This window comes from Chitinophaga terrae (ex Kim and Jung 2007) (assembly GCF_900107795.1).
Classification (GTDB): domain Bacteria; phylum Bacteroidota; class Bacteroidia; order Chitinophagales; family Chitinophagaceae; genus Chitinophaga; species Chitinophaga terrae.
Genome location: NZ_FNRL01000001.1, coordinates 138754 through 158983, shown reverse-complemented (window position 1 = coordinate 158983; position 20230 = coordinate 138754). Strand labels below are relative to the sequence as shown.

The following is a 20230-nucleotide window of genomic DNA, read 5'->3' as shown; positions in this document are numbered from 1 at the left end:
AATTTTAAAGCTAGTATATTGACAATGAGTACGTTGTTTACAGCTTTAAGCGTGTTTGCCCAAAACTCCCCGGTCGTTAGCGGTAAAGTGGCTCAGGCCGGTAATAAACCTGTTGAATTTGCAACAGTAACTTTATTAAAAGCAAAAGACTCATCTCTTGTTAAAGGCGCAGTAGCCGATATAAATGGAAAATTTGATTTTGAGCAGGTAAAAGCCGGCAACTACCTGGTCTCCGCCGTGGCAATTGGTATGGAAAGAGGATACAGTAAAGTTTTTACCGTTAACGGTGCCAACCTCCAATTACCTGACCTCCTGTTAAATACTGCTGCTAAAAACCTGAAAGGGGTAGAAGTAGCAGCTAAAAAAGCGTTCATCGAACAGAAAGCTGATAAACTGGTTGTGAATGTAGAAAGCAGTATCGCTACCGCCGGCGGTACTGCCCTCGAAGCCCTGGAAAAATCTCCGACCATCACTGTAGATAAAGATGGCAACATCTCTATGAAAGGTAAGGGAGGAGTACTGATCCTCATCGATGGGAAACAAACCAATATGTCGCCCACCGACCTTGCCGAAATGCTGAAAAACATGCCAGCAACCAATCTTGACCAGATTGAGCTGATGACTAATCCTTCCGCCAAATATGATGCAGCAGGCAATGCAGGGATCATTAACCTGAAACTGAAGAAGAACACCAACTACGGAACGAACGGAAGTCTTTCTCTCGGTGGCGCCTGCGGTCTTAGGCCGCGCTACAACGGGGGATTGAACCTCAACCACCGGAATGCGAAATTCAATGTTTTCGGTTCTTACAACTTTAATCACCGCGAACAAAAGAATACGCTGGAGGTGGACCGTAGCTTCAGCCAGGATAACCAGACCAGGGTTTTCGACCAGTTTTCAGACATGAAACAGGTGTCTGATTACCACGGCGGCAAGATCGGCGCCGATTACTTCCTGAACAAGCGCAACACCATCGGCGTAATGGTAGACCTGGCGATGGGTAACCCCCGCTTCCCAAGCTACGCCACCACATATATGGGAACCTCGGCAGGAGTAGATTCTATACTGAAAACACAAATGGATTACAAGGGTAACTGGAAAAGAGGCGCGTACAACCTGAACTACAGGGGCATACTGGATTCGACCGGCAAAGAATTGAATGTAGACCTGGATTACGCCCGGAACAGCGACCGGCAAAACACTTTCCTCTATACCAACAGCCATAGCATTATAGGAAAAGCGCTGGGCGGCGATACATCAAGCAGCAGGCAACCTTCCATTATCGACATCAAAACCGCGAAAGTGGATTACGTTCATCCATTAAAGAATAAAGCGAAGCTGGAAGCAGGTTTCAAGCTTAGCTTTGTGAAAACCGACAACGACGCCCGCTTCGATACCCTGAAAGGCAATAACTGGATCTTCGACGATAACCGCTCCAACCACTTTATCTATAAAGAGAATATTAACGCGGCTTATGTGAACTTCAGCAAACAATTTGAAAAGTTGTACGTACAGGTAGGCCTGAGAGGGGAGTATACACATATAAATACCACTTCATCTTCTTACAAAAAACAGCAGGTGGCAGATGTAAAGAATGACTCGAGTTACCTGAACCTGTTCCCAAGCATGGCTATGACGTATAAACTGAATCCTAAACATAGCCTGGGATTTACGTATAGCCGCAGGATTGAGCGCCCGGGTTACGATGATATGAACCCGTTCGAGTTCTATCTCGACAGGTACACCAGCGAGAGCGGCAACCCGTACCTGAGGCCTTCTTACACAAACAGCGTAGAACTTTCGCATACTTTTAAAGAGTTCCTGGTAACTTCTATCGGTTACTCCCATACGAAGGATATGGTAACGAAAGTACTGGAAGCCGGCATCGACCCGAAAACCGGCGATACAGTAATGCTGAAATACAAATATACCAACGTAGCAAAGGCCGACAGGTTAAACCTGAATGTTTCCCTGCCTTTCCCGATCACGAAATGGTGGAACACCTTTACCTCCGTTTCCTTAAACTACAACATGTTTGAAACCGTGGTAAACAACGACCTGGTAAAGCTTTCGTCCTTCAACTTCTTTGGCCGTACCCAGCATACGTTCACCTTCTCAAAAACGTTAAGCGGCGAAGTGACTTATTTCTACCTGTCGCCCCAGGTTACAGAGCATGGATTATGGCATATGGCCGCTATGGGCAGCCTGGATCTGGGTATCCAGAAAAAGATCCTGAAGAACAAAGGTTCCCTGAAGCTGAATGTAACCGATCTGCTGGGTACCAATAAATTCCGCGGGTCATTTGACAACGCCGGCCAGCATAGCGTGGTAAGGAACACTTATGATGCAAGACAGATCCGTATAAATTTCACCTATCGTTTTGGTAACACCAATGTAAAGGCAGCCCGTGCCCGCCAGACGGGACTGGAAGCGGAACAGGAAAGAGTGAAGAGCAATTAAGATGGTTTTTTAGATAAGGTAGGGGTGTCACGATGTTACGTAAGGACTCGTGCCCCCTCTTTAAACCGGAAAAGAAGTTTTTGTCACAGGAAAACGGGGTTTAGTACGATTTCAAATACCGGAACTGGCAAATGCCCCTAGTTTTGGATAAAATTTTTATCTGTTATAAATATAATTTCATCTTCATAACAAATTAACAATTAATAAGATAGTTGTTTCAGCTTGGCTTAATGTTTAAAAAGATCAAAAATTCTGGTCAATAGCGTGCAACTTTTTTTACAGTCATTGTCTTTAGTATGAAAGCATCAGCCACTAACTTGAATCAGACGCAAATAACAGATACTCTAATCGATCGTTGTAGGAAAGGGGATGTTCGCGCATTTCGCGAATTATACAATGCCTATTCCGGAGCGATGTACAACATCTGTTTGCGTATGACCAACAACGTTAGCGATGCAGAGGATACGCTGCAGGAAGCATTTATTCAGGTGCACCGGAATATTCACAAACTTGAAAATGCAGGCAGTGTTAGCGCATGGATCAAACGGATAGTGGTAAATCACTGTCTGAACACTCTTCGGAAAAAGAAAGTGTATTTTGAAGATCCCGAAGTAGTGGAAGTAGAAGTGGAAGACGGGTTGGATGAAGAACATTTCTCATGGACAGTTTCCGCCGTTAAATCGGCGATCGAAACTTTGCCGCATGGTTATCGTACAGTGTTGAACCTGTACTTGTTTGAAGACTATTCACACAAGGAGATAGCGGAGATGTTGGGGATTTCTGAATCGACCACTAAAACTCAGTACATGCGTGCAAAAGAGAAAGTAAGACAGATTGTAAAACAACAAAACGCGACTCGTTAATGCCAGAAGATTTAGAAAGATTCGTTCAGCAACACCGGGAGGAGTTTGAAGTACCTGGTCCGTCTCCCCATCTTTGGGATGCAATTGAAAAGGAGTTGGGAACGCAACAGGGAGGGGCTAAGATCATCCCCCTCGTGAAAAGGAACTGGTTTAGAGCAGCCGTCATCGCCTTATTATTGATAAACGCTGGTACCATGTTTTTTTTCATCTCCCGTAATCAGCAGCGAAAAGCTTCTTTAGCTGTGTTAGCTCCGGATGTGGCAGAGGCCAAGACCTACTACAGCAGCCGGATAAACGAAAAGTTGAAGTTGATCAATGCTTATCCGTTGGAAGAGCTGGGCCTGGATAGCGCTGCCCGCAAAGAACTTGAATTGCGCAATGAAACGTATAAAACATTGGAAAAGGAGTTAAAAAATAACCCTGGCAATGAGAGGATCAAAGCAGCCCTCATACGGTATTATCAACTGAAACTGGATCTTCTCGACAAAATTCTGGAGGAATTGCAAGAGAAAAAAGTTACTCCGGAACAAACAAAAAAGCATTATGAAGCTGAAATTTAAATGTCTCCTGTTCCTTTTATTACCAATAATGGCATATGCGGTAGAAGGAAAAACAGCATACAAAAAAATCATCACCAAAAACTTTACAGTTGACAACAATGCCAATTTCAATGTTGCCAACAAATACGGAAAGATCATCTTCCACACCTGGAACAAGAATGAAGTGAAAGCAACGATCACTATTACCGGTTTCGGAAAAGATGACGCCCAGGCCCAGAGCAATGCCGAAGCTGTTGAGATCAAGTCAGAGAACAGTTCTTCCCAGATTTCGCTGCGCACCACCTATAACAGACCAGGTTCAGGCGGCAGCTGGTTTTCATGGGGCAATAACAACAACGATACCAAAGGGTATGTGAACATTGACTATGATATTTACGTTCCGCAAAGTTTACAGCAGGTAATGGTAGATAACCAGTTTGGAGATGTGATTGTAGAGAGATTCACTTTCCCTGCCATCCTGAATATGAACTATTGCACTTTTGATATCAGGGACGCAGAGAACCTGAATTTAAAGATCAATTACTGCGATAAAGGAAAGATAGGCAGAGCAAAGCAGGTAGATCTGAAAGCGAACTACAGCACCGTTAATGTTGAGAGAGCAGAAAATATTGTTACTGCGGCCAATTACAGCAACTATACTGTAGAACGGGCCCAGGATGTGAAGTTGAATGCGAACTACTCTGATCTCAAGATAGGAAAGATCAACAGCCTGGATGGAAAGTATACTTATTCGGATGTGAAAGCAGAAGAAGTGCAGTCGGAGATCAATGTATCGCTGACCTATGGAGGTATCAAGGTAGAGAAAGTTGGTACAGGTTTCAAAGGGGCAGATCTGCGCGGAGTTTACTCCGATATCAAGCTGGCTTTCAGCCGCCGGCAACCCTTGGCCATACAGGCTAACCTGGTGTATGGAAACCTGCGGGTCAGTGGCCTGGATGTAAAGAATGTTTATTCAGAGAAGAAGGGCAGTGTGCACAATTACAGCGCTATCGCCGGCGGAGGTAACGACGGCTCGCCCCAGGTGAAGATCAAGGGAACCAATACAGATGTGAACTTAGATGTATTCTAAATAAAAAACGCCATTCTAAAATCTTTTAACCAAAAATCTAACTACAAATGAAAAAGTTACTATCAATAAGCCTGGCTGTTGTAACCGTACTGGCAGCTGCAGGAATATTCATGTCTTTTCGTTTCGACAACGAAAGAGTGACCGGCAACGGCAATCAAAAGGAAGAAAATCGCCCGGTTGATGCTTTTAACAGCGTTGCAGTTTCAGGTATCTATAATGTAATTCTTGAACAAGGCAATAGCTGTACTTTAAGAATTGAGGCAGAAGAAAATCTCCTGCCATATATAGAAACCAAGGTAAAAGGAAGTACGCTGGGTATCGGTACAAAAAATGGTTACAATATTGAGCCGACCAAAAAGATCAACGTTTACATTACCATGAAGGATATTAAAACCCTGTCGTCCAGCGGTATCAGTACTTTCACGAGTAAAGGCACCCTGAGATCAGATAACCTGGAACTGGGCCTCAGCGGTAAAACCAGGGTTGACCTGGACATTAATGTTCGCAAACTGAAAGTAGGCACCAGCGGCGCCAGCCTGGTTAACCTGAAAGGCAATGCAGCATCAGCAGAGTATGGCATTTCAGGCGCAGGAGAAGTGGCAGCGCTGGATTTAAATACTGATGACGCAGAGATAGGCGTGAGCGGTAGCGGAAAGGTTTCTGTGAACGTGAACAAACGCCTGGATGCAGGCGTATCAGGCGCCGGCCGTATAAGATATAAAGGTAATGCGCAGGTAAAACAGGGAATTTCAGGCGCAGGCACCGTAACAAGGATATAATAGCCAAAAAGATAACAAGTTAGATTTAGAGTATATGAAATGACGGCAGGTAGATCTCTGCCTGCTTTATTCTACACTCATCTGCCATTGTTACCGGTTTTAAGTATAGTTAATAAATGTAAAGGTATCTCTTCCGCCGGGGATGCCTTTTTTGTTGCATTTCACTTGCGGTCGCCGCCCTTGAAGGATACGCTTAACTAAAAGAGAAAGAATGTTTATCTTTGACGTTCATTTAAAAGTAATTGGTTATGCCGTCTTTTGATATTGCCAGTAAGGTAGATTTGCAGACATTAGATAACGCTGTTAACACCGTAAAGAAGGAGATCACTAATCGTTATGATTTTAAAGGTTCGCATGTAGAGATAGAGTTGAATAAGAAAGACCTGGTTTTGAATATAGAGGTGGAGAGTGATATGAAGTTAGGGCAGGTGCTGGATGTATTGGTTAGCAAAACGATGCGCCAGGGACTGGATGCCAACATCTATGACCAGAGCAAGGAGCCTTACCAGAGCGGTAAAGTTTTCAAGAAGGAAATACCTGTAAGGAATGGCATCAAACAGGAAGATGCGAAGAAGATCGTTAAACTGATCAAAGATTCAGGGTTAAAGGTTCAGGCTGCCATTATGGATGATATTGTAAGGGTGACTGGCAAAAAGATCGATGATTTACAGGAAGTTATACAAAAGATGAAGGAATCGAACCTGGGTATTCCTTTACAGTATGTAAACATGAAATCCTAATATTTTTAGAAATAACTTTGGGGGTTCAAAGTTTTTGTTTAATTTTGCACCTCTATTACAATAATTTTGATATGAAACAGGGAATCCATCCAGAAAGTTACAGATTTGTGGTATTTAAAGATATGTCAAACGGTGAGAGCTTTTTAAGCCGCTCTACCGCTCCTTCCAAAGAAACTATTAAATGGGAAGACGGTAATGAATACCCTTTGATCAAGTTGGAAATTTCCAATACCTCTCACCCTTTCTATACTGGTAAGAATGTATTGGTGGATACTGCAGGACGTATTGACAAATTCAACAAACGTTACGCTAAGAAAGCTTAGTTTGCTTGTAAAATATTTTAGTAAAATCCCATCGGCTTGTCGATGGGATTTTTTATTTTTAGCGCTATGGAGCGTAATTACATATTATTTGACACGCCCGTACGTGAAGATCTGTACCCCTTTACACATACCCGGCCTGCGGCGGCCTGTCGTATAGGCATTTTAACCATCCAGGAGAAATGGGAGCGTTGGTTAGGCGCCGCGGTCAGTCATTTTACCATTCCTTATTTACAGGCGAAATATCCTTTGCGGTTACAAAAAGACCAGGTAAATGTGCTGGTGGCAGGTAATATATGTCCCGACGCCGGGCTGGTTGCGGCTATACAGGCGCTGGGGCCCGACGAGGAGTTATACAGGAATGACCAATTGCTGGCAAAAGCAATCAGCGAACCAACTATTTCCCTGTTGCCATCCGCTAACCGTAAAAATTATACGGGGGAGGTACTAGGAATTTATAAGCCTTGGGATATCTTTGCGCTTAACGATAAAGCTATCAGGGCCGATTTCCGGTTACTGACCGAAGGAAGGGTATCTGCACCCATATCATCCACCAATCAACTGATCAATCCTGCGGATATATTCCTGGAGCCTGGGGCTTCTGTGGAATGCAGTGTGCTGAATGCCAGCAGCGGGCCTGTTTATATAGGTAAAGATGCGCTGGTAATGGAAGGATGCCTGATCAGGGGTGCGTTGGCATTGGGAGAAAAGGCAGTGTTGAAGATGGGGGCCAAAGTATACGGCGCCACAACTTTAGGGCCGCATTGCGTGGGAGGCGGAGAGATCAAGAATACGGTGATGTTCGGGTATTCCAATAAAGCGCATGACGGCTACCTGGGCGATGCGGTGTTGGGAGAATGGTGCAACCTGGGCGCTAATACAACCTGCTCCAACCTGAAAAACAATGTTTCCCCTGTGAAGATCTATATGGAAGGACAGGGCGAATGGGCGGTAGCCGGTACAAAATGCGGGGTGCTGATGGGAGATTATAGCCGCTGTGGCATTAATACCATGCTGAATACCGGGACAGTGGTAGGGGTATCCTGCAATATATTTGGCGCGCATCTGCCGCCAAAGTTCCTGCCTAGTTTCAGTTGGGGAGATCATCAGCAGAGTTACCGGCTTACGGAAGCGCTGCGGGATGCCGGTAACTGGAAACAGTTAAAAGGACAGCCATTGCAGCGGGAAGAAGCGGAGATACTGGAAGCGGTTTATGAGCAAACAAAAGAGAAAAGACCTTAAAATTTAATATCAAAGAAAATTATGAGAAAGAAAATTGTTGCGGGCAACTGGAAAATGAATCTCACACTGGCGCAGGGCGAGCAGTTGATCAATGATATACTGCAGGCCGGACTGAAGCTGGGAGAAGGACAGGAAGTAGTTGTAGCCACTCCGTTTCCATATCTGACCAAAGCTAAATCGCTGTTGAAGAACTATCCGGGATTTTTTGTAGCGGCACAGAATTGTGCAAGCGAGAAATCCGGCGCTTATACAGGCGAAGTATCTGCAGAGATGCTGCAGTCTATCAATGTTGATTATGTGATCCTGGGTCACTCTGAAAGAAGGGAGTATTTCCAGGAGAGCAATGCTATACTGGCGAAGAAAGTAGACCAGGCGCTGGCCTTTGGAATAAAACCAATTTTCTGCTGCGGCGAGCCTTTGAATATCAGGGAGGCAGGAACTCAGAATGCTTTTGTAGCTAAGCAGCTGGAAGAAAGTATTTTCCACCTGAGCGCAGAGGAGTTTAAAAAGATTGTAATTGCATACGAACCGATCTGGGCTATAGGAACGGGCTTAACAGCAAGTTCTGCGCAGGCGCAGGATATGCATGCATTCATCCGTTCGCAGGTAGCGGCTAAATATGGCAATGAAATAGCTTTACATACAACTATTTTGTACGGAGGAAGTGCCAAACCGGGTAATGCGGCAGAACTGTTTGCCTGCCCGGACGTAGATGGCGGATTGATTGGCGGCGCGTCGTTGGTAGCTGCTGATTTCGTGTCTATTATCCAGAAACTGGGATAGCATTTAGCAAAAGATTAGGAGCGCGGCACGCTGTGGATCAGCGTTGCCGCGTTTTTTTATCTTGACTGCTTATTTTTTTAGTAAATTTTGCTAAAAAAATTAGTAATTCTGAAAAGAGTTTGTATATTTGTAGTGTCATTCTAACAGAACGAATTAAATTATCGGTTATGAATACGAATATTGAAATGACGGATACTATTTATGATTATTTGATAGTTGTTAATCCGGATGTCTTGATTGCGCAGGATGTAACACGTATCCGCCAGTTTGTAGCAACAGAAGTGAATGATGCTACGATGGTGGGGGCCCCGGTTCATATTGCTTTGTTCAGGTCAGCATTTCCTGAACGTTTTCAGTCTGATTTTATCACGATGTTAGAGGATGCAGCGCGTCAGCAAGGTGGTTTTGTGGTATATACTGCAAAGATGGATACCTACCAGCATGCGGACGGTCATAATAGTGTATTTATCAATATTGCCAATCCGAAGCCATTAATTGATTTACACCGTTCAATTTTGCAAACATTTGAACTAAAGCCGCAGCAATTCAGGCCGCATATTTTGTTGGCCAGGGGAGTAGGGAAAGCTGAAACCGGTAAGGTAATGGCGACTTTATCGCAGCAGATGTTTGTACGTAGCTTTAATTGCCACTGTTTCACTTTGCTGAGAAGGCCTGTGGAAGGTGGGAAGTACGAGCGGGTAAAGGATTTTGTATTTGGTGATATTGAACATCTTCCAGGTTCCTTGTTTATAAATAACTATGCGGCGTAGCTGCATTTGGCTGCTTGATTCAGGTATTACCGGGTGGTAAGTTCGCAAGATCGATAGAAATTGAACGATTATACATACTTTGTTATCCCCTTTGTATCAATTTTCGTCGATGTTTGTTTCCCTCAAGTTAACCACCTTTCATACTGTTGTTGTTGTAATTGTTTGTTATCATTCGCGCGTTGGTAATAATGATTGCGATAAGTATTGTAGTCGCGGCATGCCCAGTTCATGCGATGTTGCGGGTATATTCATCTGGTAATCCTGGTTCAGGTGGGAGTGATTTTCCTGGTTCAGATATGAGCAGCTTTTGCTACCATTTTACTGTTTTTAGCTTGTATTGAATGTTATGTTTGTGATCCCCTTTTGTTAACCTTTAAAGTACAGAAAGATCAGTTTGAAATTTGTATTGCTCTCCCGTATGTTACAGTTTCTTCAGGTTCAGATGCCTACGTATTAGTTGTATCGGTATGAAGAGCTTGAAATTTGTTACTATTTTATTATACTTAAGGATTTAATTATCGATCTGTTGTAGATGGAATGGAGGTTGTTTGTATCTTTATCCCGTAATTCGGGGAAGGAGCCGGAAAAAATGGAAATAGCTGCCGGTTGCTTTCGGAGATAGTGCGAGTGCATTTAATTGTTTATATATGACCACCCAATCAATCATTCACAAAGAGATCATAATTAAAGGCCATGTTCAGGGCGTGGGATTCAGAGTAAATGCTAAACGTGTAGCTGAATCAATGAAGGTTCAGGGGCAAGTGAAAAACCTCCTTGACGGAAGTGTTTGGATCATGGCAGAAGCTACACCGGAAAATATGGAGAACTTCATATCATGGTGTAAATCGGGTCCGGCCATGGCTGTAGTAAAAGAAGTTAATGTAACAGATGGGGAAGTAGAGCATATCAAAGGCTTTACTATCCTTTATTCATAAAGCGGGTTGCAGAGCACAGGTGTTCGTTTCCTATGCCATTCTAATTTTCCCTATACCGGCTGGAGTTTTGCAACCTCAGCAACAGCGCAAAGAAATTATGTAGTGCACAGGCAACTCACAGGCTACTGAATTTCTTTGCGCTTCGTTGTGAAATATGTTTTTTAATAGCAAGTTTTAGGGAGTAGATTGTTCCCGGCGGTAAGCAAAGCTGGTTGTTTGTTGTATTTTAATTTAAAATATATGTTGAATGCTTTTCCTTTTATAGTACGCATTTAAAAATAATGTGTAATCTTATTAAATAATGAAATCATTAGATGATGGAATCACATCCTTTTTTGAACCCGAAGCTTTCAGGTAAAAGATTTGAAGATCATTCCATTCCGGTTGAATTATTGGAGGACTTTAAAATTTACCAGGAATTACTGCTGAAAGTTGCCAAACATGTGTATTATGAGACGCATGATAAACACAAAGTGCCAAAGGGGTTTGGTGAAGGAATTTCATTGAAATTATCTAATATATCGGAAGGAAGCTCCATAGCGAATTTAATATTGGTTGCATCTTCGTTCCTGATTGGTGAATTGGACACGTATCCCATCTTTGAAGAGGCTAGACAACGCATAATTTTAACGATAAATGACGCTGATCAGAATGGGGAATTGAAGGAACGTTTCCCTGCAAAGTATTTAGAATACTTCAATAAAATTGGAAAACGACTAAGAGATGACGAAAGCATTACGTTCCAATCTCCCAACCTGCAATCAACAGCAACGCTGACTAAACTCAACCGGAAAAAGCTTGTTCTTGCTGTACCTGGAGCTACCTCGGTCTCAGCTGAAACAACGGTTAGAGGAAAAATTTCAGCTTTCGATAAAGCAGAAAAAAAATGTACAATTATTACCAATGATAAACTCAAAATAGCTCTTAATATCGACAGTGAAAGTTCTCAAACATTATTAGAGGCTTTTAATGGCTTTGAAAACAACAGAAAGGTTGAAATTAAAGGGATAGGATTATTTAATGAACAGGATAAATTGGAATGCATTGATGTTGAAGCTGTGACCTTGTTGGATCCACTCGATGTGCCAGATAGACTCGATGAGTTTTTGGGTTTTCAAAAAGGATGGTTTGATGGGGAAGGAGAAGAATTCAATCGAAACGATATTGCCTGGCTTAGCGACAGTTTTAGAGAGTACTTTAATACTGAAACATATCTGCCATATACCTTTCCTACTCCCCAAGGAGATGTTCAATTTGAATGGAAAAATGGGCCACATGATTTAACGGCATATGTTAACCTGAAAACAAAGACTGCACAACTCTATTATAATAATATGCATGATGATGCACTGGATTGGGATAGAGGAATTGACTTAGGAAGTGAGGATGGATGGGGACAATTACAAAAAGAAATAACCAGATATTTCAACATATTAACCTAAGAAAGTTTTGGAAAAAGATATTTTACTTTTCAGGCAAATTCATCCGTCGTTCGTTCAAAATAATGGAGTGTCGAATCAGGCATTCGTCACTTCCAGTGCTTTCAAACCTACTCCTAAAGACGACAATAAATTATCCGTTTATAACAGTGCTTTTTTTGACGCAAAGCAGGCGTTTGAGCATTATGTCAAAAGCAATAAATCATATGGAGTATTAGCGGTTTCGGTTGACGATTGTGAAAGTGAGGAATTGTTGTGTATTGATGATAATCATCCCTTTGAAGGCCATGCTTCTATTGATTATTCGAGACATCCATCAAATAGCAGGAAGGAAAAAATAGCTAAACGGATTAGGGATAAAGCAATGATCAGGAAATGGCAATACACATTGGCTACGTATGAAAGTGATTTGAAAGTAGATAATATGGTTGAAGTTGTGGCGAACGACACTGAGACCACATAGAATTTGCATTACTTTTGCCATATGCATTACCTCTGGAATCAGGAGAATACAATTCAACATTCTCGCAGAGACTAAATACAATAATCCAGGTAAAGACGTTCATTGCCGTTTCACCTGGATTATGATTTAACCGCTTTAACGCGGCACACTGCAGATTATATTTCTTCTCAAACGCGCGTACAGCAACTAAAATGTTTTTCAAACATCTGGGCGTACCGCAAATTGTACTTCTTCTCAAACGAAATACAACGCCGCCGACCAGTTGCTAAAGCAACCCTACCGCAAATTGTACTTCTTCTCAAACGAAATACAATGCCGCCGACCAGTTGCCAAAGCGACCGTACTGCAAATTGTACTTCTTCTCAAACGAAATACAACGCCGCCGACCAGTTGCCAAAGCAACCGTACTGCAAATTGTACTTCTTCTCAAACGAAATACAATGCCGCTCACCAGTTGCCAAGCAACTGTACCGCAAATTGTACTTCTTTTCAAACGAAATACAATGCCGCCGACCAGTTGCCAAAGCAACCGTACTACAAATTGTACTTCTTCTCAAACCCTTTATCCAACGCTGCTTTCGGAACTATAATAGTAATAGTGTTAATTGCGAAATAAGCCTCTGAAGCCTGCCAGTAACCTCCAAAAGGTCCGCTGTTGCCCCAGCTGTTCTTCACACGGTAAAAGATCTTTCCTTCAGGCGTTTTTTCAATACCGGTAATATGCATCAGGTGATCATCCTGGGTGGTCAGCGATTCGTATAATTGCTGACGAAGCTCCTGCGAATAAGGCGCTTCCACGGTAGATGCGTTCAGCTTATCTTTTTTAATAGAAGTATCTTTCGGGAAAACGGCAAAGCCGCTCCGGTAAGAAAACCCTTTATTGCTCACATCTGCATCCCATAATACGGTGTAACCCTTTTCAAGCGCTTTATTCGTTATACCTGTCAATTCATCCAGGGGAACGTTGAAGTAAGCGCCATTGGAGAAGTTATCCGGTACTTCTACGATAAATGACTGGTAGAACGGGTGATGGGTAAAAGACGTAAGAAATACATAATCATTCGGATTGAATTTCACAACATCTTTTGCATAGGTAACAGGCGTATAGTTTTTACCGTTATATTGGAAGTTGGCCGGCGGGCGCCCCATATATTTATCCAGTATGGCAGTAAAGCCCGTTTCCCAATCACTGGAAATAGGAGTATGCGCCAGTAAGGTATCCAGGTAGGCTTTCATTTCTTTCACCATTTTAGAATGGTTATGAATAGTATCTCCCGGCAGCATGCCACTGTATACACTTTCAGGAACAATTCCATAATTGGCCATGGCGCGGATAACATCATGGCCTAACCCTCCTTCATCAAACTGTGCCTTGCCTTGCCTGTGAACATAGTTCTTCGCCTTTTCAATGTAAATGTTGCGGGCGGTGTACATTTCAGAAATATCCAGCGCTGGTATTCCTTTTCTAAGCGCTTCAGATTCAACCAGGGAAGTGGTGGAGAAAGCCCAGCAGGTGCCTGTCTCGCCCTGGGATTTTACAGGGGTTGCCGCATTTACTTTTACCTGGGTTAAATTATTGATCGCCAGGTTTTTTTCCTGGGCATTTGCGATGCCAACAGCGGTGGTTAGCAGGCCCAGTATAATTCCATATTTCATAAGCTGTAATTATGCAGGCTAAGTTAAAGGAACCGGGTTAAAAAAAATACCCTTACCGTATGAACGGTAAGGGTATCGAACTATTACTGTTAAAATCAATCACGAATGTTAACATTGAAATTATCTGCCGACCCGCTGATACTTACCTCGTTACCCGGGAAATAGGAGCGGTATTTATTTAACACGCTATCGGGTTGTTTGACGCCATTGATATAGAGTTCGTTCCCATTTTTCTCTATATGATAGCTTTTACGGGAATCCAGCAGTTTGTCGCCTTCCAGCTTCGCTACCAGTTCCTTTAGCTTTTTGCTTTTGGCGGCTGCTTGTTTCCTGGCTGCTTCGGCATTGACAGCGGCTATTTTAGCCTCTGACCTCGCCGCGTCTGCACGCTGCGTACTGGCAAATGCTTCGTCCATAGCTCTATGCGATTCGGCATTGACGCGTGCCGCTTCATTCATTGCCCTGTTCACATCAGCTGAAATCTGGTCGAAGTTCACTGATTTCAGCGCAATGGCAACAGTGTTATTGATCGAATCAATATTAATCTTCCTTAAAGCTTCTGCTGCTTCTTTTTGTGCCTTGGCCATTTCGTTCCAGTTCACATTTTTAAGAGCGGCCAGGCTTGCTTCGTATGCTTTCTGAGTTTCTTTCGATAGTTCAGCAGCATTAATACCTGCGGTTGCTGCTTTAATATCTTCCTGCAGTTGCTTTACATCAATATTTTTCAGCTGTTGTATGGCTTGCTGCATGCTTTGTTGGGCCAACTTGATCTGCTGTTTGATGTTTACATCGTCAATGACTGTATCCCTGGTAGTATAGGCATAGTTGAAATTGACGTTCGGGTGCACGTTGGGACTAATACCTGTGAGCGTAGCTGTGGTATTTGTTACAACGATTGGTGCCATAGGGGCGGAAGGAGGCATCGGAGGCAATGGCGGTAAAGGCGCTGGAAGCGGTGTTGCTGCTGGCGCTGGTGTTGGCGGCAACGGTGGCGCCGGCGGATTGACAGACATATCATACGTTACATACTGGTGCCTGTTTGATGGTACGGAATCCGGTACGCTAATGGTCACAGTATGGCTGTATTTAATGCTTACACTGTCTTTTTTATCCGCATTAGCCGGTGTGAATTTATAAGTAACAACTTGCTTCTGTTTTTTATTATCCTGTTTGGCTTCATTGTTTTTTCCTTTGGCCGGATTAAGCCAGGCTATGGATGTCAGACCGGTTGCGATCACCAGGACTGCCAGGAATTTCTGTGTATAATTAAGATGTCTTGTTTTCATTTCCATGATGCGTTTAATACGATGAAACAGGTGTTGTTTGTTGTTGGCTGCTGCCATGGTAAGCCTGTTTGCGTTCAGCTTATACTCAGCCAATGCAACCAGTGCATGGGCGTATTGAATAGGTTGGGCCGTATTGGCAATTACCAGGTCGTCGCAACAATGTTCCCTTTCTATCCGGATGATCTTCGAGATCAACCAGATAAACGGGTTGAAGAAGAGGATTGTTTCTACAATGGATTGGAAGATATTCAACAAGTAATCATTTCGTTTGATGTGGGCTAACTCGTGCAGCAACACTGCTTCCAGCTGTGATTCTGAAAGATTGTTGACCATAGCTATCGGTACCAGGATGACAGGTTTGAAGAAACCCAGCATTACAGGTACGGAAAGCCGGTGCGAGATCAATAAGGTCACTTTACGCGGGATCTGCAGCTGGGCAGCCAGTTTTTGCACGTATTTCTCCCATGCTTCGCCGATCGGCTCTGTGTTTACAGTACGTATTCTTTGCAACTGGATAAGATCCGAGCCTAGTTTTAAGGACATTAACAACATTCCCAACGTATAGACAGCCACCAGGTAAGGGAAGAAATTTTCCAGCGTGGGTATGAGGTACAGCCAGGATTGCTGGCTGGGATACACCACCGGCATTGGAATATCTCCTGTTGCTTCACCAGGCACGCCGCTGATAATAAGGGTTGATCTTACCGCCTGCAAACGATCCAAATGCAGGTAGAAAGTAGCGAGAAACCACACAAAAATACCGGCAAGGGAAATCAAAGACAGGTTATGTTTGATCCTGGCCCCTGCTTGCGGTAATGCCTTCAGTACAATTTTCAGACAGGCAAAAACCAGGAATGCCTGCCATAATGAATGAAGGATAGACCATCCTAACGCACGAACAATATCACTGGTAAGGTGCAATGTGTTCATAAGGTTTAGTTTTTACCGTTTTTTTGTTGTTTCTCTATGTCTGCCAAATATGCCTTGATCTTATTCAGCTCTTCTTCTGATGAGGAATGCTGGCCCAACGCCTGCATGACCAATTGAGAAGCAGAACCTCCAAATACAGTATCTATCATTTTTTCCAGCAACTGTTGCTGCGTTTTTTCCTGCGAAACAGCCGCTGTGTAAATATGTGTTTTACTACTGGTATCACGATGCAGTAAAGATTTGTCATGCATGATCTGCATAAGTTTAAGCGTAGTGGTATAACCTGCATCTTTCGTTTGAGATAAGACGTCATGTACCTCACGTACAGTGCAGGGACCCTTTTCCCATAGTACGCTTAAAATCTCTAACTCGCTATCGGTCGGACGTATAGTTTTCAAAACACTAATTTTTAAGGGGTGATTACTTGTTCTACGAATATCTTCGTAAACAAATGTACGATAGTTTTCGTAATGACCAAATTTTTTTTCCCGAAGGGAAATTTTTTTAGGAAGAAAACTTTTATAAAGCAGAAAGGCCTTGATTATCATCAGACAATCAAGGCCTTTGTTATATTCGTTCTGACCGGGCGCCGGAACTCTTACTTAAAGCTCCGTTCTGCCCGGCTAACAGCAGATGTGCCAAACCAGCCAAGGATCTTGGTTTTGCTGCTTGGCGTAGTACTGTGAACATTGCTTCTCACATTTTCCAGTACTTTGGCAAACAATCCGCCTGCGTTTACCTGGTTATATACCTGCGTTACAAAATTGTAGCTGGGCGCGCTGCACGACATCAGCCTTACTATTGCTTTCTCATTGGCCTGGAAAGGTTTTTCGTAATCAGTGATGCCTTCAGCAATAGGCGTGATAAATGTTGCGCCATCAGAAACTCCCGCATCATAAGATCCGTCAATAGAAAAATTATCTTCCAGTCTATGCAGGGTATCGTTGCGGTAAGACCTTATCCAGTAATTATCTACAGCTCCTTTGATATCTTTTGCGTGCATTGTGGCGTAATAACCTTCTTTACCGCTGATAGATTCGTCTTTCGTTTTAAACTTATAGCTGATGGAATCAATAGGCGGTACACGTTTGATCGTATCAAATGCTTCGAAGATCTCTCCTTTGAATTCCACATGCAGTTTGTAAATGTGATCAACTATACCTATCGCCTTCTGTGATGCGTCGTAAGTATACTTGTTGTTATTGAAGGTGAACGGATAGCTGGCGCCGGAGGTCATATCAAATAACGTTATCTTGGCGTCGTTCACGATAGGTGCAGGCGCCTCATCTGTATACGGCACCGACATGGTAAATTTAATTGTTTGTATGCCTTGTTCCGTAGTGATCCAGGCATCCAGCACCGGGTAAGAAATACCTTTCTCGACATTCAGGTTGATCTTGTCTTCGCACGATACCATACTAATCCCGGCAACCAGTAATATTAATAAATGCAATCTTTTCATCTCTTAATAGTTTAGAATTTAAAGTTGTAGGTAATGCCCGGGATAATAGATCCGATGATCGACAAGCGAACGGCTTCTTTCTTGGTAGGGTCGTCGTCGTTCTGCTTGAAGTAAATCGTATAGGCATTTCTACGCGCATAAACGTTGTAAAGGGAGAATACCCATTCGCCTTTCCAGCGTCTGTCCTGGCGGCCTTTGATAGTGCACGACAGGTCCAGGCGGTGATATGCAGGCAGGCGATAGTTGTTACGTTTTTCAGTACTGTTGTAAGGAATATCCCAGTCCTGCCATTCTAACCTGTTATCTGCAAATGTTCCTGGCGTACCGGATGCAAAGGCCCAGTTAGCGGAGAAGGTAGTTTTCTTGTTCAATGTATGTGAAACGACAATATTCAGGTTATGGGTTCTGTCGTAGCGGTTTAAGAACCACTCATTCAGGCTGATGCCGGGAGTTTTTCTTTCGCTGCGCGACAATGTATAACTTACCCAACCTGTTGTTCTGCCAATATCTTTTTTCGCAAAAAGTTCCAATCCGTAAGCCCTGGTTTGAGAAGGCAGCAGGTCTGCTTCGATCAACGGGTTCAGGGTCAGGTTCGCATTGTCTATGTAATCTATCTGGTGGTCAGTGTTCTTATAGAAGAGTTCTGCAGAAAGCTCGTAAGAATCGTTCGGCGCATTGTAGAAGTATCCTGCTGTATACTGATCGGAAACCATCGGTTGAATATTGTTGCTGCTTGGCGTCCAGATGTCCAGCGGCGTAGGAGAGGCCGTATTGGATAACTGGTGCATGAACTGGGTAGTTCTGCTATATGCTACCTTCACGGCATGTTGATCATTGATCGCGTACCTGGCGCTCAAACGCGGTTCAAAATAATAGTAGCCTTTGATCAGCTCATTAGCCCCGTACTCCTTACTGCCAGCCAGGGGTTTACGAATTCCGGGGGTGGTATCATTGAAATAGTATACGATTCCTTTACCTAACAGCTGATAAGCAGAGAAACGAGCGCCATATTGGATACCGAAGTGCTTGGAAGGTTTGAACTCGTGATCGAGGTACACGGCAGATTCAAGCGCATGTTTATCTGCCAGTTCTTTTACATGCTGGTCACTTCCTTCTGTACCCACGCCTTTACCTGGTTTGAAGGTATAATAAACGCCCTGTACGCCGAAGTGCAGGCTATTTGCTGCGTTAAGGTAATAGGTGAAAGAAGGTTTCAGGCCATAGTTGATGATATTGGAAGTCCAGTCATATCCCTGCTGCGCTTCATTGTCGGCCCTCTTCGATTCGTTGCTGAACTGCAGGCTGTAATCATATTTGCTGTAATAGGTAGTGAGGTTCATGAACAAACGGTTGGTGAAAACGTGGTTCCAGCGGATGGTTGCTGTCTGGTTTCCCCAGTTCATATTTACATCTTTCCCAAAACCAAAAACATCACGGCCAAAGTAGCCACTGAGGAAGAGAGAGTTATTCTTATTGAATTTATAATTCGCTTTCGCAGTGAGGTCGTAGAAGTTTAGCTTGGTATCCTTCATATCGCCTTTCACAAAAGGTTTCATAAGGATATCAATATATGATCTTCTGCCGGCAACAATGAAGGAAGATTTGTCTTTAACCAGCGGACCCTCTACAGATAACCGGCTGAAGATGTTGCCGATACCGCCATTCACGTTGAAGTTCTGGTTGTTGCCATCTTTCATCCTGATGTCTAATACCGAAGAAGTACGTCCGCCGTATTCAGCAGGGAATCCGCCTTTAATGAGGTTCAGGCTTTTTACTGCATCGGGGTTGAATACGGAGAAGAAACCGAGCATGTGAGTGGAGTTGTAAACAGGAGCTTCATCCAGGAGGATAAGGTTCTCGTCGCTGTTCCCGCCCCTTACGTTGAAGCCGGAAGCGCCTTCGCCTACAGTATTTACGCCCGGCAAGGTTTGTATAGCTTTCAGTACATCCACTTCTCCCATGAAAGTGGGCATTTTTTTCATCTGCTGGATGTCGAGCTTATTAATACTGGTATTAATGGTATTAACCATTTTCTCCTGTTTCTGCCCATTTACCACTACTTCATTCAGCTGGCTGCTGGACGATTCGAGGCTCACGTCCAGGTTAATATTTTTATTCAGTTTAACAACTGTTTTATAGCTGGCATAGCCGATGAATGAGAATTGTATTTCGTGTTCTCCGGCAGGGAGGGTGAGGGAATAGAAACCATATTGATTACTGATCGTACCAAGAGTGGTTCCGGGTTTTCCAATGGAGATCCCCGGAAGGCTTTCTCCATTTTGCTTGTCTTTGATATAGCCGCTGATGGTATATCGCTGTTGCTGGGCTGTTGCTAATCTTCCTGTCGTCAGAAACAACACCAGAAGCAACAAGATAGTCTTGTTATTCATAATATGTAGGTCCGTTTGATATTTGACTTATCGCAATTTTTTATTGCACGTAGATAAGACGTAGCAAAAATATCATACCCCTA

The 20230-nt window shown here is 43.4% G+C and carries 18 protein-coding genes; 13 read left to right on the top strand and 5 right to left on the bottom strand.

Annotated elements, in window-relative coordinates; genetic code table 11:
• Positions 1-24: 24 nt before the first annotated feature.
• The 13 genes from BLV62_RS00650 to BLV62_RS00590 all read left to right on the top strand — a co-directional run bounded on the left by BLV62_RS00650 (position 25) and on the right by BLV62_RS00590 (position 12423).
• A complete protein-coding gene (locus tag BLV62_RS00650; protein WP_168928036.1) occupies positions 25-2460 on the top strand; it encodes an outer membrane beta-barrel family protein in 2436 nt (811 codons plus the stop codon).
• Positions 2461-2756: 296 nt separating this feature from the next.
• The gene (locus BLV62_RS00645) at positions 2757-3323 is read left to right on the top strand and encodes an RNA polymerase sigma factor (protein ID WP_089757576.1); all 567 of its coding nucleotides are present in this window, start codon (positions 2757-2759) and stop codon (positions 3321-3323) included.
• Positions 3323-3883, top strand: a complete 561-nt coding sequence (locus BLV62_RS00640; protein ID WP_089757574.1) for a hypothetical protein — start codon at positions 3323-3325, stop codon at positions 3881-3883. The genes BLV62_RS00645 and BLV62_RS00640 overlap by 1 nt, the downstream gene beginning before the upstream one ends.
• Positions 3867-4952, top strand: coding sequence for a hypothetical protein (locus BLV62_RS00635; protein WP_139169866.1), 1086 nt, complete (start codon positions 3867-3869; stop codon positions 4950-4952). The genes BLV62_RS00640 and BLV62_RS00635 overlap by 17 nt, the downstream gene beginning before the upstream one ends.
• Before the next feature lie 47 nt (positions 4953-4999).
• A complete protein-coding gene (locus tag BLV62_RS00630) occupies positions 5000-5731 on the top strand; it encodes a head GIN domain-containing protein (RefSeq protein ID WP_089757570.1) in 732 nt (243 codons plus the stop codon).
• A gap of 248 nt (positions 5732-5979) precedes the next feature.
• Positions 5980-6471, top strand: a complete 492-nt coding sequence (locus tag BLV62_RS00625; RefSeq protein ID WP_089757568.1) for a YajQ family cyclic di-GMP-binding protein — start codon at positions 5980-5982, stop codon at positions 6469-6471.
• Positions 6472-6542: 71 nt separating this feature from the next.
• Complete coding sequence (locus BLV62_RS00620) at positions 6543-6794, top strand: type B 50S ribosomal protein L31 (protein ID WP_089757565.1); 252 nt, start codon at positions 6543-6545, stop codon at positions 6792-6794.
• A gap of 66 nt (positions 6795-6860) precedes the next feature.
• Complete coding sequence (locus tag BLV62_RS00615) at positions 6861-8033, top strand: putative sugar nucleotidyl transferase (protein WP_089758156.1); 1173 nt, start codon at positions 6861-6863, stop codon at positions 8031-8033.
• A 21-nt stretch (positions 8034-8054) separates the two neighbouring features.
• On the top strand, positions 8055-8816 hold the full coding sequence (gene tpiA / locus BLV62_RS00610) for a triose-phosphate isomerase (RefSeq protein ID WP_089757563.1): 762 nt from the start codon (positions 8055-8057) through the stop codon (positions 8814-8816).
• A 167-nt stretch (positions 8817-8983) separates the two neighbouring features.
• Positions 8984-9586 (top strand): 2'-5' RNA ligase family protein, encoded by a 603-nt coding sequence (locus BLV62_RS00605; RefSeq protein ID WP_089757561.1) that lies wholly within the window; start codon positions 8984-8986, stop codon positions 9584-9586.
• A 647-nt stretch (positions 9587-10233) separates the two neighbouring features.
• Positions 10234-10521 carry an acylphosphatase gene (locus tag BLV62_RS00600; protein WP_089757559.1) on the top strand — a complete coding sequence of 96 codons (288 nt, stop codon included), beginning with the start codon at positions 10234-10236 and terminating at the stop codon, positions 10519-10521.
• Between the two features lie 314 nt (positions 10522-10835).
• Positions 10836-11963 carry a hypothetical protein gene (locus BLV62_RS00595; RefSeq protein WP_089757558.1) on the top strand — a complete coding sequence of 376 codons (1128 nt, stop codon included), beginning with the start codon at positions 10836-10838 and terminating at the stop codon, positions 11961-11963.
• 7 nt (positions 11964-11970) lie between these two features.
• Positions 11971-12423, top strand: coding sequence for a hypothetical protein (locus BLV62_RS00590; RefSeq protein ID WP_089757556.1), 453 nt, complete (start codon positions 11971-11973; stop codon positions 12421-12423).
• A gap of 534 nt (positions 12424-12957) precedes the next feature.
• Here BLV62_RS00590 and BLV62_RS00585 read toward each other — a convergent pair.
• The 5 genes from BLV62_RS00585 to BLV62_RS00565 all read right to left on the bottom strand — a co-directional run bounded on the left by BLV62_RS00585 (position 12958) and on the right by BLV62_RS00565 (position 20147).
• A complete protein-coding gene (locus BLV62_RS00585; protein WP_089757554.1) occupies positions 12958-14079 on the bottom strand; it encodes a C1 family peptidase in 1122 nt (373 codons plus the stop codon).
• A 95-nt stretch (positions 14080-14174) separates the two neighbouring features.
• Positions 14175-16295 (bottom strand): M56 family metallopeptidase, encoded by a 2121-nt coding sequence (locus BLV62_RS00580; RefSeq protein WP_089757552.1) that lies wholly within the window; start codon positions 16293-16295, stop codon positions 14175-14177.
• Positions 16296-16300: 5 nt separating this feature from the next.
• Positions 16301-16693 carry a BlaI/MecI/CopY family transcriptional regulator gene (locus BLV62_RS00575; protein ID WP_307379139.1) on the bottom strand — a complete coding sequence of 131 codons (393 nt, stop codon included), beginning with the start codon at positions 16691-16693 and terminating at the stop codon, positions 16301-16303.
• A gap of 200 nt (positions 16694-16893) precedes the next feature.
• Entirely contained in the window at positions 16894-17757 is an 864-nt protein-coding gene (locus BLV62_RS00570) for a DUF4249 family protein (protein ID WP_089757547.1), read from the bottom strand.
• 11 nt (positions 17758-17768) lie between these two features.
• Entirely contained in the window at positions 17769-20147 is a 2379-nt protein-coding gene (locus BLV62_RS00565) for a TonB-dependent receptor (RefSeq protein WP_089757545.1), read from the bottom strand.
• Positions 20148-20230 lie beyond the last annotated feature (83 nt).